The organism is Corynebacterium pygosceleis (assembly GCF_016595275.2).
Taxonomy (GTDB): domain Bacteria; phylum Actinomycetota; class Actinomycetes; order Mycobacteriales; family Mycobacteriaceae; genus Corynebacterium; species Corynebacterium pygosceleis.
Map to the genome: position 1 here is coordinate 245,238 of NZ_JAENIQ020000004.1, position 17,778 is coordinate 263,015.

The 17,778-nt window shown below is 67.0% G+C and carries 15 protein-coding genes and 1 tRNA gene; 8 read left to right on the forward strand and 8 right to left on the reverse strand.

Translation table 11 applies throughout. The features are described from left to right. Positions 1–129 precede the first annotated feature (129 nt). The 3 genes from JIM94_RS09715 (at position 130) to JIM94_RS09725 (ending at position 6,061) form a co-directional block, all read left to right on the forward strand. Positions 130–3,471, forward strand: a complete 3,342-nt coding sequence (locus JIM94_RS09715; RefSeq protein WP_200254609.1) for a (Fe-S)-binding protein — start codon at positions 130–132, stop codon at positions 3,469–3,471. Between the two features lie 125 nt (positions 3,472–3,596). Further along, positions 3,597–4,700 carry an ABC transporter substrate-binding protein gene (locus JIM94_RS09720; protein ID WP_200254610.1) on the forward strand — a complete coding sequence of 368 codons (1,104 nt, stop codon included), beginning with the start codon at positions 3,597–3,599 and terminating at the stop codon, positions 4,698–4,700. A 95-nt stretch (positions 4,701–4,795) separates the two neighbouring features. Then, the gene (locus JIM94_RS09725) at positions 4,796–6,061 is read left to right on the forward strand and encodes a pyridoxal phosphate-dependent aminotransferase (RefSeq protein WP_200254612.1); all 1,266 of its coding nucleotides are present in this window, start codon (positions 4,796–4,798) and stop codon (positions 6,059–6,061) included. Positions 6,062–6,332: 271 nt separating this feature from the next. Here the strand turns inward: JIM94_RS09725 and JIM94_RS09730 are convergent, their stop codons facing one another. After that, positions 6,333–6,941, reverse strand: a complete 609-nt coding sequence (locus JIM94_RS09730) for a hypothetical protein (RefSeq protein ID WP_200254614.1) — start codon at positions 6,939–6,941, stop codon at positions 6,333–6,335. Between the two features lie 16 nt (positions 6,942–6,957). On the opposite strand from JIM94_RS09730, the gene JIM94_RS09735 reads away from it, so the two are divergent. Both JIM94_RS09735 and JIM94_RS09740 read left to right on the forward strand, forming a co-directional pair. Further along, positions 6,958–7,536, forward strand: coding sequence for a DUF8175 domain-containg protein (locus JIM94_RS09735; protein WP_200254721.1), 579 nt, complete (start codon positions 6,958–6,960; stop codon positions 7,534–7,536). A 99-nt stretch (positions 7,537–7,635) separates the two neighbouring features. Further along, positions 7,636–8,955 (forward strand): YibE/F family protein, encoded by a 1,320-nt coding sequence (locus JIM94_RS09740; protein ID WP_200254616.1) that lies wholly within the window; start codon positions 7,636–7,638, stop codon positions 8,953–8,955. 70 nt (positions 8,956–9,025) lie between these two features. On the opposite strand, the gene JIM94_RS09745 is transcribed toward JIM94_RS09740, so the two are convergent. The 7 genes from JIM94_RS09745 to dcd all read right to left on the reverse strand — a co-directional run bounded on the left by JIM94_RS09745 (position 9,026) and on the right by dcd (position 14,444). Beyond that, positions 9,026–10,348 carry a UDP-glucose dehydrogenase family protein gene (locus JIM94_RS09745; protein WP_200254618.1) on the reverse strand — a complete coding sequence of 441 codons (1,323 nt, stop codon included), beginning with the start codon at positions 10,346–10,348 and terminating at the stop codon, positions 9,026–9,028. A gap of 110 nt (positions 10,349–10,458) precedes the next feature. Next, the gene (locus JIM94_RS11350; protein ID WP_267173054.1) at positions 10,459–10,590 is read right to left on the reverse strand and encodes a hypothetical protein; all 132 of its coding nucleotides are present in this window, start codon (positions 10,588–10,590) and stop codon (positions 10,459–10,461) included. A 190-nt stretch (positions 10,591–10,780) separates the two neighbouring features. Next, positions 10,781–11,764, reverse strand: a complete 984-nt coding sequence (locus JIM94_RS09750; RefSeq protein WP_200254620.1) for an ABC transporter substrate-binding protein — start codon at positions 11,762–11,764, stop codon at positions 10,781–10,783. Then, positions 11,761–12,435, reverse strand: a complete 675-nt coding sequence (locus JIM94_RS09755) for an ABC transporter permease (RefSeq protein WP_200254622.1) — start codon at positions 12,433–12,435, stop codon at positions 11,761–11,763. The genes JIM94_RS09750 and JIM94_RS09755 overlap by 4 nt, the downstream gene beginning before the upstream one ends. Positions 12,436–12,442: 7 nt before the next feature. Continuing rightward, positions 12,443–13,081: an ABC transporter permease gene (locus JIM94_RS09760; protein ID WP_200254625.1), complete on the reverse strand. Its 639-nt coding sequence runs from the start codon at positions 13,079–13,081 to the stop codon at positions 12,443–12,445. Further along, positions 13,078–13,884, reverse strand: a complete 807-nt coding sequence (locus JIM94_RS09765) for an ABC transporter ATP-binding protein (protein WP_200254627.1) — start codon at positions 13,882–13,884, stop codon at positions 13,078–13,080. Before JIM94_RS09765 ends, JIM94_RS09760 begins: the two co-directional genes overlap by 4 nt. Further along, positions 13,881–14,444: a dCTP deaminase gene (gene dcd / locus JIM94_RS09770; protein ID WP_200254629.1), complete on the reverse strand. Its 564-nt coding sequence runs from the start codon at positions 14,442–14,444 to the stop codon at positions 13,881–13,883. The genes JIM94_RS09765 and dcd overlap by 4 nt, the downstream gene beginning before the upstream one ends. A 174-nt stretch (positions 14,445–14,618) precedes the next feature. On the opposite strand from dcd, the gene JIM94_RS09775 reads away from it, so the two are divergent. From JIM94_RS09775 to JIM94_RS09785, 3 genes are all read left to right on the forward strand, one after another. Then, positions 14,619–15,470, forward strand: a complete 852-nt coding sequence (locus JIM94_RS09775; RefSeq protein ID WP_234039941.1) for a hypothetical protein — start codon at positions 14,619–14,621, stop codon at positions 15,468–15,470. After that, positions 15,467–17,614, forward strand: a complete 2,148-nt coding sequence (locus JIM94_RS09780; protein WP_200254631.1) for a YhgE/Pip domain-containing protein — start codon at positions 15,467–15,469, stop codon at positions 17,612–17,614. The genes JIM94_RS09775 and JIM94_RS09780 overlap by 4 nt, the downstream gene beginning before the upstream one ends. A 77-nt stretch (positions 17,615–17,691) precedes the next feature. Next, positions 17,692–17,765, forward strand: a tRNA-Gly gene (locus tag JIM94_RS09785). Positions 17,766–17,778 lie beyond the last annotated feature (13 nt).

The window sequence follows — 17,778 nt, forward strand, 5'->3', positions numbered from 1 at the left end:
CGCGGACTCCGTTGGGGGATGACCACGGCACCGCTTAGAGTGGGAACCACCATGCCCGCACGCAGCCAGCCCGCTCGTGACAGGCACTGAACACCCATTCTTTTGCCCACGCCAAGGACCTCTCCCGCGATGACGCTCGCCGCAGCCCCAGCCATGACCAGCACGACTGCCGTGCTGGGAGTCATCGGTTTCCTGCTGTCACTTCCCGCATGGTTCTACTTCCTCCGCGGCGCGAGCCGGCTCTTCCGTCTCGTCCGCGCGGGACAACCCCTGCCCGGACGCACCGACCGCCCCGCACGGCGCGTCGGCACGTTGTTCAGGGAAGTCGTCCTCCACAGCGAACTGGCCAGGAAACCCGCCGTCGCGGCGGCGCACTGGCTGGTCATGGTCGGTTTCCTCATCGGCTTCTTCCTCTGGTTCGAGGCCTACATCCAGACCTTCCGGCCGCGCGGCGGCTGGCCCATCGTCAGCGAATGGGGCATCTACCACCTCGCCGATGAACTGCTCGGCATCGGCACCGTCGCCGGCATCTGTTTCCTGATCGGCGCCCGTCTGCACGCCGGCGCCCGCGAACGCATGTCCCGGTTCTACGGGTCCAACGCCCGCGCCGCGCACTTCGTCGAGGGTGTCGTTCTCATCGAGGGGCTCGGGATGCTCGCCGTGAAGTCGGCGAAGATCGCCACCTACGACGACATCCACCCGCACCTGTGGTCCGATTTCCTGACCATGCACATCGCGCAGCTCCTCCCCGCGAGTGCCGTGATGGTCAGTGTGTTCGCCCTGATCAAACTACTGTCCGGGACGATCTGGCTCTTCGTCGTCGGGCGGCAGCTGTCCTGGGGCGTGGCCTGGCACCGCATCACCGCCTTCTTCACCATCTTCCTCCAGCGCAACGCGGACGGTGCGCCGGCACTCGGTGCGCTGGCACCGATGGTCTCGCGCGGAGAGACCGTCACCCTCGACAGCGTCGACGAGCTCGACCCCGACACCGACCCCGTCGGGACGGGCACCCTCCGGGACGCGTCCTGGAAGATGCTTCTCGACGCCACCACCTGCACCGACTGCGGCCGATGCCAGGAGCAGTGCCCCGCCTGGAACACCGCGAAGCCACTGTCCCCGAAGTTGCTGATGACCGACATCCGCGACGCGATGGTGACCAACTCCCCCTATCTCCTCGACCCGTCCCTGCTCGAGGCCGACACCTCCCACGACGGTGTGGACGTGCTCAAGCTCGTCGGCGAGGGCCGGACCATCGAGCCGGACGTGCTGTGGAGCTGCACCAACTGCGGTGCCTGCGTCGAGCAGTGCCCGGTGGACATCGAGCACATCGACCACATCGCCAACATGCGCCGGTTCGCGGTCCTCGCCGAATCGGAGTTCCCCTCCGAACTCGCGGGCCTGTTCAAGAACCTCGAGGCCAAGGGCAACCCGTGGGGCCGGAACTCCGCCGACCGTGCCACCTGGATCGACGCCGCACGCCGCGACGGCATCGAGGTACCCGTCTTCGGCGAGGACGTCACCGACTTCAACGACACCGAGTACCTCTTCTGGGTCGGTTGCGCGGGCGCCTACGACGATGAGGCCGTGAAGACGACCCGCGCGGTCGTCGAGCTCCTCCACACCGCGGGCGTGAAGTTCGCGGTGCTCTCCAAGGGGGAGACCTGCACCGGCGATCCGGCCCGGCGCGCCGGCAACGAGTTCCTGTTCCAGATGCTCGCCCAGGAGAACATCAGCACCCTCAACACCGTGTTCGAGGGCGTGCCGAAGGGGCAGCGCACCATCATCACCACCTGCGCCCACTGCTTCAACACCCTGCGCAACGAGTACCCGGACTTCGACGGCCACTACGATGTGGTCCACCACACCCAGATCCTGAACAAGCTGGTCCGCGAGAAGCTCCTGACCCCGGTGCCCCGCCGCCCCGAGGACCGTCGGCCGATCACGTACCACGACCCCTGTTTCCTCGGCCGCCACAACAAGGTCTTCGACCCGCCGCGCGAGCTGCTCGGCGCCACCGGTCACGATCTGCGGGAGATGGACCGCAACCGGAACGAGGCCTTCTGCTGCGGTGCGGGTGGTGCCCGCATGTTCATGGACGAGACCATCGGCACCCGCATCAACGAGAACCGAACCAGCGAGGCACTCGCCACCGGCGCCGAGGAGATCGCCGTCGGCTGCCCCTTCTGCACCGTCATGCTCACCGGCGGGGTGAAGGCCCTCTCCGACAAGCCCGCCGCAGATCAGCCCAAGGTCCGGGATGTCGCGCAGATGCTCCGCGACTCGGTCCTCGTCGACGGCAAACTGCCGGAGCCCCGTGAGCGGGCGTTCCTCGCACCACCCCGCCGGGGCACGACAGACCTGGGCCTGACCTCCGTGAAACCGCGGAAGGAGGGCACCTGCGGCGGTGCCTCCACAGGACGCGGTGCCCGTTCTGAATCCACCGCGCCCACGAAACCGGCCCAGCCGACCGCACCTGCTTCCGCGCCGAAGGCACCGGGGACACCCCCGGCCCCGGTGGTACCCGGGGTGGCGGCCCCCACCGCGCCGAAGGCACCCACGGAACCACAAGCACCCGGCGGAACCACGGCACCGGCCGCTCCGAAGGCACCGGGTGGTGCCACGCCGACGGCACCGCAGAGCAGTGTGCCCACCGCACCTGGCGCACCCGGCACTCCCCCGGCCCCGGCCGCACCCGGGGCCACGGCACCGGCCGCCCCGAAGGCACCGGGTGCACCGAAGGCACCGGGTGCACCGAAGATCCCCGGAGTCCCCACCACGCCCACGGCCCCGGCGGTACCCGGTCCGACTGCTCCGACCGCACCGAAAGCCCCCGGTGCCGCCGTTCCAGCGGTACCGGGGTCGACCCCACCCAAGGCACCAGGAGCCCCCGGCGTACCCGCCGCACCGCGCCCCGCAGGCTCCGGAGCGCCAACCGCACCTGCCGCACCCGAGGCACCCGCGGCACCGAAACCCGCCGTTCCACCGGCGCCGGGCGGTGCCAAACCCACCTCACCAGGTGTCCCCACAGCGCCGAAGGCGCCGGGTGCACCGAAACCGGCCGTCCCTCCGACACCCGGTCGAAACACCCCGGGTGCTCCGGTAGCGCCGAAGGCGCCGGGAAGTACGACCGTCCCCGCGGCACCGGGAACACCCGCTCCACCGGCATCGGCCCCCACCGTTCCCGCAGCGCCGAAGGCCCCCGGAGCGCCTGCCGTTCCAGGTGCGTCCGCCATTCCGCGTCCCCCCGCACCGAAGGCTCCCGGAGCACCCAAACCAACTGTTCCCCCGGCACCCGGTCGAAACACCCCGGGCGCCCCGGCAGCGCCGAAGGCCCCCGGAAGAACGACCGTTCCCACGGCACCGGGTGTTCCGGGTGCTCCGAAAGCGCCGGGGGCACACTCGCCCGGTTCCGTCCCCGGGGTCCCGGATGCCGCACGGGAGGACGTCTCCACCGGCGACCCTGATGACTGAGTGGGGACAACGGGCCAGCAGCCCCCGTGAACGTCACGGGCGGCGGAACAGTTCAGGTGCTGTTAACGTCGGGGGTATCTCACCGTCCGTCGACCGCTTCCCTGCGGCCTCCCGAAGGATCGCCCGTGACATCATCGTCCGTTTCCCTCCGCGTCGGGGTTCTGATCGCCGCCGTGTCCGTACTGTGTTCCCTGGCCGGTTGTGCCACCGCCTCCGATTCACCGACACGTACCACTGAGACGGAGGTCGTGGAGTCGTCGGCGGGGGCCACCGCTCAGGCGACGGACAGCAGGCAGATCAGCATCGTCCACGCCCTCGGCACGACAAAACTCGATGCTCCGGCGAAGACCGTCGTCGCCCTCGACGATCCGTGGGCGGATGCCGTCCTGATGCTGCACGGGACGTTGCTCGGGTACGCCGACACCCACGCGCAGGGTACGGGCCTGGGAGATTACCTGGGGAATCTCCCCGAGCGTTTCGGGGCCGACGCGGCAATCGTCGGTACACCGCGGGAACCGGACTTCGACGCCATCGCGGCGCTCCGGCCCGACCTGATCGTCGGGGCGAAGGAGACCAGTGGTGAGCATTACGCCCGACTGTCCGCGATCGCACCGACGGTGATGTCGGAGGGCGCCCCCGCCACGTGGAAGAGCGGCTACCTGGCCCTCGGCAAGGCACTGGGAGCGGAGACAGCTGCCGCCGGGGCGATCGCGGAATACGAACAGCAGGCACGTCGTGTCGGCGACGCGATCAGGGCCGGAGCCGATGATCCCACGATCTCGGTGGTCCGGTTCCAGACCGGACCGACGAGGATCTACGCTGCGGGTTCCTTCCCCGGTACGGTGCTCGCCGATGCCGGGCTGGCCAGACCTAAGTCACAGCGCAGCGACCAGAATTTCATCAAGGTCACCCCCGACCGGGTCGGTGAGGTTGATGCGGACCGGATCTTCATCACCATGAGTCCCCTTGGCGGGGAACGGTCGATGGAGAGCTTCCGTTCCACGGCGGACTGGCGGGCGCTCGACCGTCGGACGGTGCCCGCCGACGACGGCGTGTGGATCACGTCCGAGTCACTTCCCGGTGCGTACGCGATTCTCGGTGCTCTGGCCCGGGCCTTCAATGTCGACGGGCCGGTGGTTCCCGATGGGCTCGCGGGTGCGGTGAAAGGAACACCGGCCGGTGAGAATATCCAGGTCGACGGCGGGCAACTCCCCCGTTCACACCCCTGAACCAGGCACCGCGAAGCTGTCACACACGGAAAAACGCCGGGGCTGTTTTCCCGAAGCTCCCCGCTTTCACCGTCGTAGATGGCACGATGGGGACCATGACTGATGCGACCCCCACTTCCAGTGACCCGACCAACGGCAACGGACGACGGCTGATTCGGCATGCCCGTCGCCTGGACAATGTCGCGTACGAGATCCGTGGGCCGATCAGTGCCGAGGCGGAGCGTCTCGAACGTCAGGGCACCGAGATCCTGAAACTGAACACCGGCAATCCGGAGATCTTCGGTTTCCGGGCGCCGGAGGCTGCGGTGAGAAGCATCATCGACAACATCGGCACCGCACAGGGCTACTCCACCGCCAAGGGGGTACCCGAGGTGCGGGAGTCGATCGTGCGGCGTTACGCGGAGGTCCCGGGTTTCCCGGAGTTCGATGTGGAGGACGTGTTCCTCGGAAACGGTGTCTCGGAGCTGATCCTCATGGTGACCGCCGGGCTGCTGAGTCCGGGTGACGAGGTGCTCGTACCGATGCCCGACTACCCGTTGTGGACCGCAGCCACCAGCCTGGCGGGCGGAACGGCGGTGCACTACCGCTGCGACGAGGACGCCGACTGGAACCCGGACCTCGAGGATCTCCGTTCGAAGGTGTCCGACAGGACGCGGGCGATCGTCGTCGTCAACCCGAACAACCCCACCGGCGCGGTGTACTCCCGGGAGATTCTGGAGGGGATCGTCCGGGTCGCCCGCGAAAACGACCTGCTGCTGTTGTCCGACGAGATCTACGACCGGATCCTCTACGATGACGCCGAGCACATCAGTGTGGCGACCCTCGCCCCGGATCTTCTCACCATCACGTTCAACGGCCTGTCCAAGGCGTACCTCGCGGCCGGATACCGCGCGGGGTGGATGGTGCTCACCGGACCGAAGGACCACGCCACCGAGTACATCCAGGGGCTCGAACTTCTCGCCGGTACCCGACTGTGCTCGAACGTTCCGGCGCAGTACGCGATTCCCGCGGCACTGGAGACCCACCAGGACATCTTCGATCTCACCGCGCACCGGGGTCGTCTCCTCGAACAACGGGACATCGCCTACGAGGGAATCAACTCGATCGACGGCCTGAGCACCGTGAAGCCGATGGGTGCGCTCTACAACTTCGCCCGCATCGACCGGAACGTCCACGACATCCACGACGACGCGAAACTGATGCTCGACCTGCTGCGGCAGGAGCACATCCTGCTGGTCCAGGGAACCGGCTTCAACTGGGACGCCCCCGACCATTTCCGGGTGGTCACGCTCCCCCCGAAGGATCAGTTGTCGGAGGCCATCGAGCGGCTCGGGAACTTCCTCGCCCACTACCGCCAGTAGCCGGTTCCGGCTCCCCTCGGCCCGCGCAACGGTGTCCCGGTCCCCGGGTTCCGACGCAGTGCGCGGGCCGTTTTCTCTATTATTGAGACCATGTGTCCGGTCGCCCGGCCGGCATCGGCGGTAGTCCCGCCGGATAATCGTGCACAATCGATGACGAGATGAGGACCAGCGTGCGGAAAAGCTCCGGTTACGACAGTTCCACCCTGACACCACGGGGAATGTTCGCCACCCTGACGACCCTGACGGTCGCGGGTCTGATCGCCGCCAGTGCCTACATGTACATCGGCGACGAGGAAGCCGGCGCGACCACGTCCGGTCGCCCGGCGGCCGACCGGGAGGCCGGCACGGACCAGTCCGCTGAGCCGACGTCCCGGGAATCCTCCCCGTCCACCACCGCAGGTTCCTCCGACGGATCAACGGAGGAGTCGACGTCCACGTCCGCCTCCTCGACGTCATCGACGTCCACCGGTTCGAGCAGCTCCAGCAGTTCGACATCCACCCCGGAGTCCGGTTCATCGGAGAGTTCGACATCCCCGACCTCATCATCCGGGACCACGACCACAACAGAGTCCGAGTCGTCGGAATCCGGTTCCCCGTCCTCGACCTCATCCCCGGAGTCCTCCACGTCCGGGACCTCGAAGAGTTCCTCGACATCATCGACGTCCTCATCCCGCAAGGATTCCGGTGACGGGAGTTCCAGCGAGAAAACCGGCACCGAAAAGAGCAGCCGGAGCAGTGCCAGTTCCTCCGGGACGACGTCATCGACGACCAGCACGACAACCGAACCCACCGAGAAGCCCGCGCCCTCCGCGCTCACCGACAAGGCCTTCGCCGCCACCATCGACCCCGCGGACCGTCGCACCGCCGATTCCGACGGCACGACCGTCTACTATCCGGTGGACCCGGCCGGGGACGTCTTCACCGATGACGGCGAGGCTCTGACGCCCGACGACGAGGACTGGTTGACAGCCGCACCGAAGGTCGAATGGCAGCGTCTCAAGGAGAACAGGGACAGTGACACCGTGTGGGACTTCCCGTTCAGTGCGTCCGACGGCCCGTGGATCGTCACCGACGGCGTCGCCCACGGCTTCAGCCGGACCCCGCAGGGTGCCGCCCTCGCCGCATGGCACATCTTCCAGGGGGTGAACCGTGGCGGAGTCGACGCCGCCCGGAGCGCACGCACCTTCCTCGCACCGGGCGCGAACCCGCAGCGCCTCGACACAGCCATCGCGGATCCCTCGATCATCCCGGAGACACCCGACCACTCCGCACCCATCCCGCTCGGGTACACGGTCGACTCCTTCGACGGGAACGTCGCCACGATCACCTTCGCCACCGCCCGTGACGGTGACGTCGTCTCCGTCGTGACGATGATGGTCGAATGGATCGACGGGGACTGGCACCAGAGCGACCAGTTCATCCGGAACCTCGACCTGACGAACATCGACAAGATCGAAGACTGGGCCCGCTGGTAGAACCACATGCCCGCCCGCCACCCCGATCCCCGGTCAGTGGCGGGCATTTTACTGTTGCACTGACCGACGACACTCTCCCTACACCCCGAGGAGCGCACGATGGGGCGGCATTCCCGATCCGACAGTCACGACGACCCCACCGGGCACATCGCCGGTCATCTCGCCGCACACGGCATCGGTCCCGACGGGAACCCCCTGCCGAAGAGGAAAGGCGAGAAGAAACCCTTCACCGTCGCCCAGTGGATTCTGACCGTCTTCCTCATCCTGACCTTCGCGGGTACCGCCGCCGGGCTCGCCGTCCTCTGGCCCTCGACGGAGAAACCGAACGTCGCCCCCTCCTTCGAGAACATCTCCTCCCTCTCCAAGGACAAGGTGGACGGCACCGTCTCCCTCCTCACCGACGGCTCCTGCAACTCCCCCTCGGTGGGCAGGGTCTTCGACTCATCCCCGGTCATCCCCCTGGAACAGTCCGACAGGGTCTGCGAACAGGCGATCATCGACATCACCTCCGGGGTCAACGAGGGCAGACGCACGATGCTGATGCTCTCCGGACAACCCGGTGACCCCGAGCTCGCGGAAGGCGAGAAGATCCTCCTCTACGAGGAAACCACCTCGGAGGGGTCAGCGGGATACACGTTCGCCGACTACCAGCGCGGATCCACGCTGCTGATCTGGGGACTGGTCACCGCCCTCGGTGTGGTTCTGCTCGGGTCATGGCTCGGGGCACGCTCCCTCGTCGGCCTCGCGGTGACCCTCGCCGGGGTCGGGTTCTTCCTGCTGCCGGCACTGCTCCGGGGCGGTCCCCCGCTGGCACTCGCCGTCGTCTGCGGCTCCGCCGTCCTGTTCGCCGCGCTCTACCTGGTGCACGGGGTGAACTGGAAGACATCCTCGGCCCTCGGTGGCACCCTCATCGCCCTCGGAATCGCGACCGTTCTCGCCCAGTTCGCGATCAGGGGTACGCAACTGCGTGGTCTCGGATCGGAGGACAACCTGATGATCCAGCTCTACCTCCCCGACGTGTCAGTCACGGGCCTCATGTTGTGCGGCTTCATCATCGGTTCCCTCGGTGTCCTCAACGACGTGACGATCTCCCAGGCGTCGACGGTCAACGAGCTCGCCGCGATCGACCCCCACGCCTCCCCGTGGCGCCTGTTCAAGGGCGCCATCAGGGTCGGCCGTGACCACATCGCGTCGATCATGTACACACTGGTGCTCTCCTACACCGGCGCCGCACTCCCCCTGCTCCTGCTGCTCACCGTCGCGGACCGGCCCTTCGGTGAACTGCTGACCGGCGACATCATGGCGACGGAGCTGCTGCGCTCCGCGGTCGGCGCCCTCGCTCTGACGATGTCCGTTCCTATCACCACGGCGATCGCGGCGTTCACCTGCTCGGGGCGGGGTCACGTCCACGGTCACTGAATCACCGTGACCCCAGCCCCCGGAACCGATCGTTTCCCACACCCCGGGGACCGTGACCGGGAAGTTGGTGTCAGAACCGACGACCCATCCCCCGGTAGTCCCAGCCCGCACCGATCCACGCTTCCACGGGAAGACAGTTGCGCCCGTCGATGATGAACGGCCTGTCGACGACGTCTCGCGCGGCCACCGGGTCGAGATCGATGAAGTCCCGCCATTCGGTGGCCAGCACCACCACCTCCGCGCCACGGAGCGCATCGAGTGGTGTCGGCGCGTAACCGAGTTCGGGGAGAATCCGGCTAGCCGGTCCCATCGCCTCAGGATCGTGGACGGTCACCTGTGCGCCACTGCGGGACAGGGACCCCGCGATGGCGAGCGCCGGGGAATCCCGGATGTCGTCACTGTCGGGTTTGAACGCCACACCGAGAACGGAGACCCTGCGCCCGGTGACGTCACCGTCGAAGGAGTCGGTGACGGTGTCGATGACGGACCGTCGCTGCCGGAGATTGATCTCGTCGACATGACCGAGGAGGCCCGGAATACCGGTGGCGCCGAGCTGTTCGGCGCGGGACGCGAAGGCCCGGATGTCCTTCGGCAGACAACCGCCGCCGAAGCCGAGCCCGGCACCGAGGAACCGCCTGCCGATGCGGGTGTCGTGGCCGAGGGCGTCGGCGAGTTGGGTGACATCGGCACCGGATCGTTCACAGACCTCCGCGATGGCGTTGATGAAGGAGATCTTCGTGGCGAGAAACGCGTTCGCGGCGCCTTTCACCAGTTCGGCGGTCTCGAGATCGGTGACGAGGAACGGGGTGCCGTCGTCGGCGAGGGTGCGCGCGTAGATGTCCCGGACCGTCGATTCAGCCGTGCTGCCGGGGGCGACGCCGAGAACGATCCGGTCGGGGTGGAGGGTGTCCCGAACGGCGTGACCCTCCCGGAGGAATTCGGGGTTCCAGGCGATGTCGACGGTGGTGTCCGGCCCGGTCAACTGGTTGAGCATACGGCGCAGATCGGCGGCGGTCCCCACGGGGACGGTCGACTTTCCGATGATGAGGTGCCGACCGTGGAGGTGCCGGGCGAGTGCCGTGACGGCACCGTGGACCTGGCTGAGGTCCGCGGAGCGGCCCTCAGAGTGCTGGGGGGTTCCGACGGTGAGAAAGTGGGTGTCGGCGAAATCGGCGGCTGCGGCGATGTCGGTGGTGAAGGAGAGTCTGCCGGTGGCGAGACTCCGGGTGAGTGCGTCGGCGAGTCCCGGTTCATGGAAGGGGACGCGGCCCTCGTTGAGCGCCGCGATGCGTTCGGCGCTGATGTCGACGCCGAGCACCTCATGTCCGAGTTCGGCCATGCAGATGGCGTGGGTGGCTCCGAGGTAGCCGGTTCCGGTGACGGTCAGTTTCATGTGATCCGTTCTACCCTTTAGGGGTTAGAGGGAGATGAACATGACCTGAACGACGTATCCCGGGGCCCGGACGGTGTCCGGGCCCCGGGATACGGTGCGGAAAGAGAGGGTCAGTCCTGCGGCATGCTCTTGCGGTAGCAGTAGATCGTGTACAGGGCCATCAGGCAGATGATGACGGTGACCGCCACGACGACGATGACGCTCATGGTGGGAGTCCACCAGGCTGCTTCTGTGGTCGGCATGTTGCTCCTCCTCTCCTGGGTAGATCCTTCCCGGCCCGGCGGGGTGGGAGTGTCGGGTTGCGGGTTCAGCGGCGGTGTCCGTCCACGTCCGTTCACGGGGGACCGTGGACACCTCACCGGCGGGGAGGAATACCCCGCTGGACACCCACTATTGTAGCGGCAGGCGACAGTCGGGTGTGAACCGCACGCGTCAGGAGTTCTCGGCGACGAAATCCCGGGCGATGGTGGCGGGATCGGCTTTCTCTGGTCCGATGTTGCGGATGTTCATCTCCAGCAGGGCGTCGGTGGTGAGGTCCGCGTTGATCCTGGTGAGCGCCTCGCGTGCCTCACCGGAGACGGCCTTGCCCTGCATCAGCGGGAGAACGTGCTGGGGAAGGATGAGGTTCTCCGGGTCCTCCAGCGTGACCAGGTCGATCTCCTCACCGTCCGTGTTGAAGGTCGGGGAGGTGGTGTAGACGTTGGCGACGTTGGCCTTGTCCGTCGTCAGGGCCGCGATGGTGAGGGGGCCACCGGAGTCGGAGATCGGCACGATACTCAGTTTATCCGCCCTGACACCGTAGAGTTCCTCGAGACCGCCGGGACCGTAGGGGCGGTCCTTGAGCTCCGGGTTGGAGGCGATCCGGATGTCGTCGAGATTGTTCAGGTCGGCGAGGGTCACCAGTTTCGCCTGATCGGCGAGTTCCCGGGTCACCCGGTACGAGTCCTTCGATTCCCCGGGGGCGGCCTTGCCGGTGGCGAGGCCCGCAGGCAGTGCCTTGTTCAGGCCGTTGAGCACCTGCTCCTCGGTCGCACCGACGGGAAGTTCCTGGTCTTCGGCGGCCATGAAGTACTGGGCGAGGTTGCCGGAGTACTCGGGGACGATGTCGACGGAACCTTCCTGGAGCGCCTGGAGGTAGACGTCACGGGAACCGATCCCGGACCTGACCTCGACCTCGAAACCGGCGTTGCGCAGTGTCTCGGCCCAGATCTGGCCGATGATCTCGCTCTCGGGGAAGTTCGCTGTCCCGATGACGATGCTGTCGGTCGCGTGCTTCGGCTTCGCCTCCTCGCCGGCCTTCCCCTCATCCAACGGGTCGGAGCCCCCGGAGCAGGCCGCGAGGGGGAGAACCAGGGCGAGACCCGCGAGGGCGGCGATACCTGTGCGGCGGAGGAGGGGGTGCTTCGGGTCTGTCATGAGGTGACGCCTTTCGGTCGTAGTCGGTGTTGTACACGGGCGAGTGTCACGTCGGCCGCGAGTGCGAGCACGGACACCAGGACGGCTCCCACGAGCATCTGCTCGTAGTCACGGAGTGCGAGACCGTCGAGGAGATAGCGGCCGAGACCACCGAGCCCGATGTACGCGGAGATCGTGGCGGTGGCCAGCACCTGGAGTACGCACGATCGTACCCCGCCCACGATGGTGGGGGCCGCCAACGGAAGCTCGACCCGGGTGATGATCTGCCGTTCGTTGTGCCCCATCGCCCGGGCGGCGTCGACGATGGGCCGGGACACGGTGGACACCCCGGACACCGTCGCCGCGAGCACCGGTGGCACGGCGAGGATGAGCAGCACGATCGTGGACGGCACGACGGGCAACCGGATCCCGAAGCTGATCTCCAGGGTCAGCCACGTCAGCAGCCCGAGGGAAGGCATGGCCCGCAACGCGCCGGTCGCCGCGATCACCCCGGACGCCCCTTTCCCGGTGTGCCCCAGCCAGAGACCGAGCGGAAGGGCGATGAGAACGGCGATACCGACGGCGAGAGCGGAGTACCAGAGATGCTCCCCCAGGCGCGCGGCGATGCCGGCCGACCCGGACCAGTTCGAGGGATCGGCGATGAATGAAACGGCCCCGGTGAAGTAGTTCATCGTCGTCTCACCTCTTCGCCCAGGGCATCAGGATCCGACCGGCGAGCACCAGGACCGCGTCGAAGATCAGGGCGAGAATCACCGTTCCGCCGACACCCGCCATGATCTCGGTGGGGAAGGAGCGGGCGAAACCATTGGTGAACAGGGTGCCGAGGGACTGCACACCGGTGAGCGCACCGACACTGACCAGGGAGATGGTGGAGGCGCTGACGACCCGGAGACCGGCGAGGATGATCGGGCCGGCCAGCGGGAGCTCGACGGTGATGATCTGCCGCCATGCCGGATACCCCATGGCGACGGCCGCCTGCTTCTGCGGCTCGGGCACCGAGTCGAAGGCGTCGGCGGTGGTGCGGATCTGGAGTGCGAGACCGTAGAGCGTCATCGCGACGATGACGTTCAGCGGGGAGAGCACCGAGGTGCCGATGACGAGGGGGAGAACGACGAACAGCGCGAGCGACGGGATGGCGTAGAGCAGTCCCGATGCGGTGACGAGCAGTTCCCGGGAGATCCGGTTGCGACTGGCCACCCATCCCAGGGGCAACGCGATGACGAGTGACGCGACGATCGCGGGCCAGCTGAGGTTCGCGTGGGCCAGGGCCAGCCCACCGATCCGGTCGGTGTTCGCCGTGATCCACCCCCAGTTCACCGGACGACCCCCTTGACCCGCCCGTGCCGGTCGACGGCGACGGTCATTCCGTCGCGTTCCCGGAGGGTGAGTTCCCGGTCCTGGGTGCCGACGAAGCTGGCGACGAAGTCACTGGCGGGGGCGGTGACGAAATCTTCGGCGGTTCCGGCCTGCGCGATCTGCGCCCCCATCTCCAGCAGGACGATGGTGTCCCCGAGGAGGAACGCCTCGTCGATGTCGTGGGTGACCAGGACGATGGTCTTGGAGATCTTCTCCTGCAGGTCGAGGATCTGCTCCTGCAGATCACGCCGGACGACGGGGTCGATGGCACCGAAGGGTTCGTCCATGAGGAGGATGTTCGGGTCGTCCGCCAGGGCGCGGGCGACCCCGACACGCTGAGCCTGACCTCCGGAGAGCTCACCCGGGTAACGCTTCGCGAGGGATCCGTCGAGCCCCAGCAGTTCGAGCAGTTCATGGGCACGTTCGCGGGCACGCTTCCGGGGTACCCCGTTGAGACGTGGAACGGTGGCGATGTTGTCCGCCACGGTGCGGTGCGGGAGCAGTCCCGAGTTCTGCATCACGTAGCCGATGGAGCGGCGCAGTTTGACGGGGTCGACCCCGGCGAGATCCTCGCCGTCGATGAGCACCCTGCCCTCCGTCGGCTCGACCATGCGGTTGATCATGCGGAGGAGGGTGGTCTTCCCGGAGCCCGAGCTGCCGACCAGCACGGTCGTGGACCGGGCGGGGATGTCGAGGGTGAAGTCCCTGACGGCGGGGGCGGTTGCGCCGGGAAAGGTCTTGACGACGTGATCGAACTGGATCATTGGAAGTTGAGGTACGCCTTTGATGGGGTTGGTCCGCGTTGACCCTGGTATTTCGACCCCAGTTCAGAGGCACCGTAGGGAACTTCCGCGGGGGACGACATACCGAACAACGCCAACTGGCCCACTTTCATTCCGGGCCAGAGGATGATCGGCAGATTCGCCACGTTCGACAGTTCCAGGGTGATGTGGCCGGAGAAACCGGGGTCGATGAAACCGGCGGTGGAATGGGTGAGCAGCCCGAGCCGGCCGAGGGAGGACTTGCCCTCGAGACGTCCCGCGAGATCGGCGGGGAGGGTGAACTTCTCGAGGGTGGCCCCGAGGATGAACTCGCCCGGGTGGAGGACGAAGGGATCATCCTCCCCGACCTCGACGAGGCTCGTCAGTTCATCCTGCCGCAGCTTCGGGTCGATGTGGGTGTAGCGCGAGTTGTTGAACACGCGGAAGAAACGGTCCATCCGGACATCGATGCTCGACGGTTGCACGAGGTGCGGGTCGAACGGATCGATGACGAGATCACCGGAGTTGATGCGGGTACGGATGTCACGGTCGGAGAGCAGCACGTCACCGAGTCTACGTCAACGACCCCAGCGACCCGCCCGCACACCGGTGTCGGATCCGGCGAACGGTCCCCGCTGAACTGCACGGACCTCTTAAGTGGAAGTTCAACCTCCGGTTGTACTACTGTAGCGTCAGTTCCATTTCAACCACCTATTCCTGCCTCACCGGGAGCGCCCATGTCCTCCACAAGAACCGACCCGACACCCGACCGGAACGATGCCTCCACCGGGAAGGCCGTGACGTCGTCACACACGGTCGAACAGCACAACCTCCACGAGGGCGGCGAACCCCACCCGGCGGTCATCGCCCGGGGCATCTCGGTCCGGGGCGGGGAGGGGCCCGTCTACGGTCCGCTCGACGTGACCGTCCCGGGCGGGGGCCTCACGGTGCTCTCCGGCCGTGGTGGTGGCGGGCGCACCGCTCTCGCGCTGACGATCTCCGGTCGGATGAAGCCCCGCACCGGCACCCTCGAGGTACTCGGGGAGACGAAACCGTCGGTGATCCGCAAACGCGTCGCCATCGCCGGGGTCGACGACATCGACCTCCTCGACCGTGACGTCCGTATCCACGTGATCCTGACCGAGCACCGGGCGTGGTCCGCACCGTGGATCATGTGGGCACCGAGGGCCGACCGGGACTACTACGAATCGGTCTGCCGCCCCGTGTTCGGCGAGCGCGATCTCCCTCCCCTCGACGCCTACGTATCCCAGATCTCCGGTCTCGACCGGCTGCTCATCCGCATCGCCCTCGCCCTGCGTCCCGCCAACGGCGAGGAGATCGGCATGCTCGTCATGGACGACCTCGAGCAGGTCCACGAGTTCGACGACCGGCTGATCCTCGTGACCGTGCTGAGCCGGATCGCGGAGGACATCCCCGTCGTGGTCAACGCCGTCAACCGGCTCCCCGACGATTTCCTGCCGGACCACACACTGATCGAACTGTTCACGGATGCGTCGCATCTCCAACCCAGTCACGCCGGTTCCGACCTGGACCGCATCCACCGCATCGCCAAGGAGGCGGAACTATGATCGCCGGACTCACACTCGGTACGGAACTGCGCCGTTTCCTCCGTTCCAAACTCGGACGCATCGCCATGGTCGTCCTCATGCTCATGCCGCTGATGTACTCGGCGCTGTATCTGTGGGCGTTCTGGAACCCCTTCGGTCACGTCGACAAGATGCCCGTCGCCTTCGTCAACAGTGACCTCGGCACCGAGGTCGACGGCGAGGAGATCAACGCCGGCGACCAGATCGTCGATCAGCTGAAGAACGAGGACCGGGTCCACTTCGACTTCGTCTCCGAACAGGAGGCCGAGGACGGCGTCCGGGACGGCACCTACTACTTCTCCGTCCAGCTCACCCCGGACTTCTCCGAGGCCGTGGCCTCCCCCACGACCGGCGACGCCCGCAAGGCCGTCATCCAGACGACCTACAACGACTCCAACGGCTACCTCTCGACCCTCATCGGCGAGAACGTCATCCGTACCATGCTGCCGGTCATCTCCGACCGAATCGGCGAGGAGGCAGTGGACAAGGTCCTCATCGGAATCCAGTCCGCGGGCGCCGGCCTGGAGAAGGCCGCCGACGGCGCGTCCCGGCTTCACGAGGGCGCCCTGAAGCTCAGTGACGGAGCGGTCCAGCTGAACGAGGGTGCGGTGAAACTCGACGGCGGGCTGGACTCCGCCCTCGCCGCGACAAACAAACTCAACACCGGCGCGGCGAAGGTCGACGCGAACGTCGTCAAACTCGGTGAGGGCGCGGACAGACTCGCCGCAGGAACCCAACAGCTCAACGACCAGGTCGAGGGTGCCGCAGCCAAGCTCAGTTCCCTCACCGGGGGTGTGAACCAGCTCGGCGGCGGCGTCGATCAACTCGCCGACGGCGCGGTCCGCATCGACAACGGCATCCAGCAGCTCAACGCGACACTGTCCCAGGTCACCGACCTCCAGACCACCACGTCGGCGAACATCCGGCAGCTCGCCGACCAGCTCCGCCCCATCCCCAACCCCGATGTGCAGAACGTGGTCCGGCAACTCGACCAGGTGGCCTTCGACGTCGACCACAACGCACTCGGCCAGAACGCCCCGGCGACCGCACAGCTCAACGAGCTCGCGGCCGGCACGAGCCAACTCGCCTACCAGCTCTCCGACGCACAGGCCCCGTTCCGGTCCGGGTTCGACCGGCTGGCGGAGGGCACGGCCGCACTCCCCGGCAAACTCGGGGAACTCCAGAACGGTGTCGCCCAGCTCAATGACGGCATGCAACGCCTCGACTCCGGTCTGAGCCTCCTCCATGAGGAGGGCACGACACGACTGGTCACCGGAACCGGCGAACTCCGGAACGGCCTCCAGAAACTCGACGACGGAGCCGGCCGACTCGTCGACGGCACCACGAAACTCATCGACGGAGGCAACCGGCTCAGTGACGGATCCGGGGAACTCGCGACGAAACTGACCGACGGCTCCGAGGCGGTACCGAAGTGGAACACCGAACAACGCAAGGGGGTCGCCAGCGTCCTCGGCGGACCCGTGCGCCTCACCACGACCAATGACGCCGGAACGCACACATTCGGCGCCGGGCTCGCCCCGTTCTTCTTCTCCCTGGCGATGTTCATCGGTGGCCTCATCATCTTCATGATCCTGCGCCCGCTCCAGAACCGGGCCGTCGCCAGCGGTGTCGCACCACTGCGCGCGGCGCTCGACGGGTTCCTGCCCGCGGCACTCATCGCGACCGGCCAGGCGACCGCCATCTTCCTGGTGACCCGGTACGGTGTCGGCCTGGAACCGGTGTACCCCATCGGACTTCTGGCCTTCTGTGTCCTCGTGTCACTGATGTTCACCGCGATGAATCAGCTCCTCAACGCGGCACTCGGCCCGGGCCCCGGCAAGGTCGCGGCGATGGCGATGCTCATGCTCCAGTTGCTCGCCTCGGGTGGTCTGTACCCGGTGGAGACCGAGCCCGCCCTGTTCCAGTGGCTGCACCCGATCAACCCGATGACCTACTCGGTCAACGGCTTCCGTCAGCTGATGTACGGCCACGTCGACCACCGGTTGCCCCAGGCCGTCGTCGCGGTCGCCCTGGTCTTCCTCCTCAGCATGGTCCTGACCGCCCTGGTCGCGCGTCGGGACAGGAGCTGGACGATGAAACGCCTGCACCCGCCGATCAAGATCTGACCCGGGGTGGCCATGTTCACGACCCGTTCAGGCCGTGTTATCATGGTCCGGTGGTTGCGCGAGAGCGTGGCACCACTGCCGATGTAGTTCAATGGTAGAACTCCTGCTTCCCAAGCAGGTGGCGCGGGTTCGATTCCCGTCATCGGCTCCATGTGAACACACGT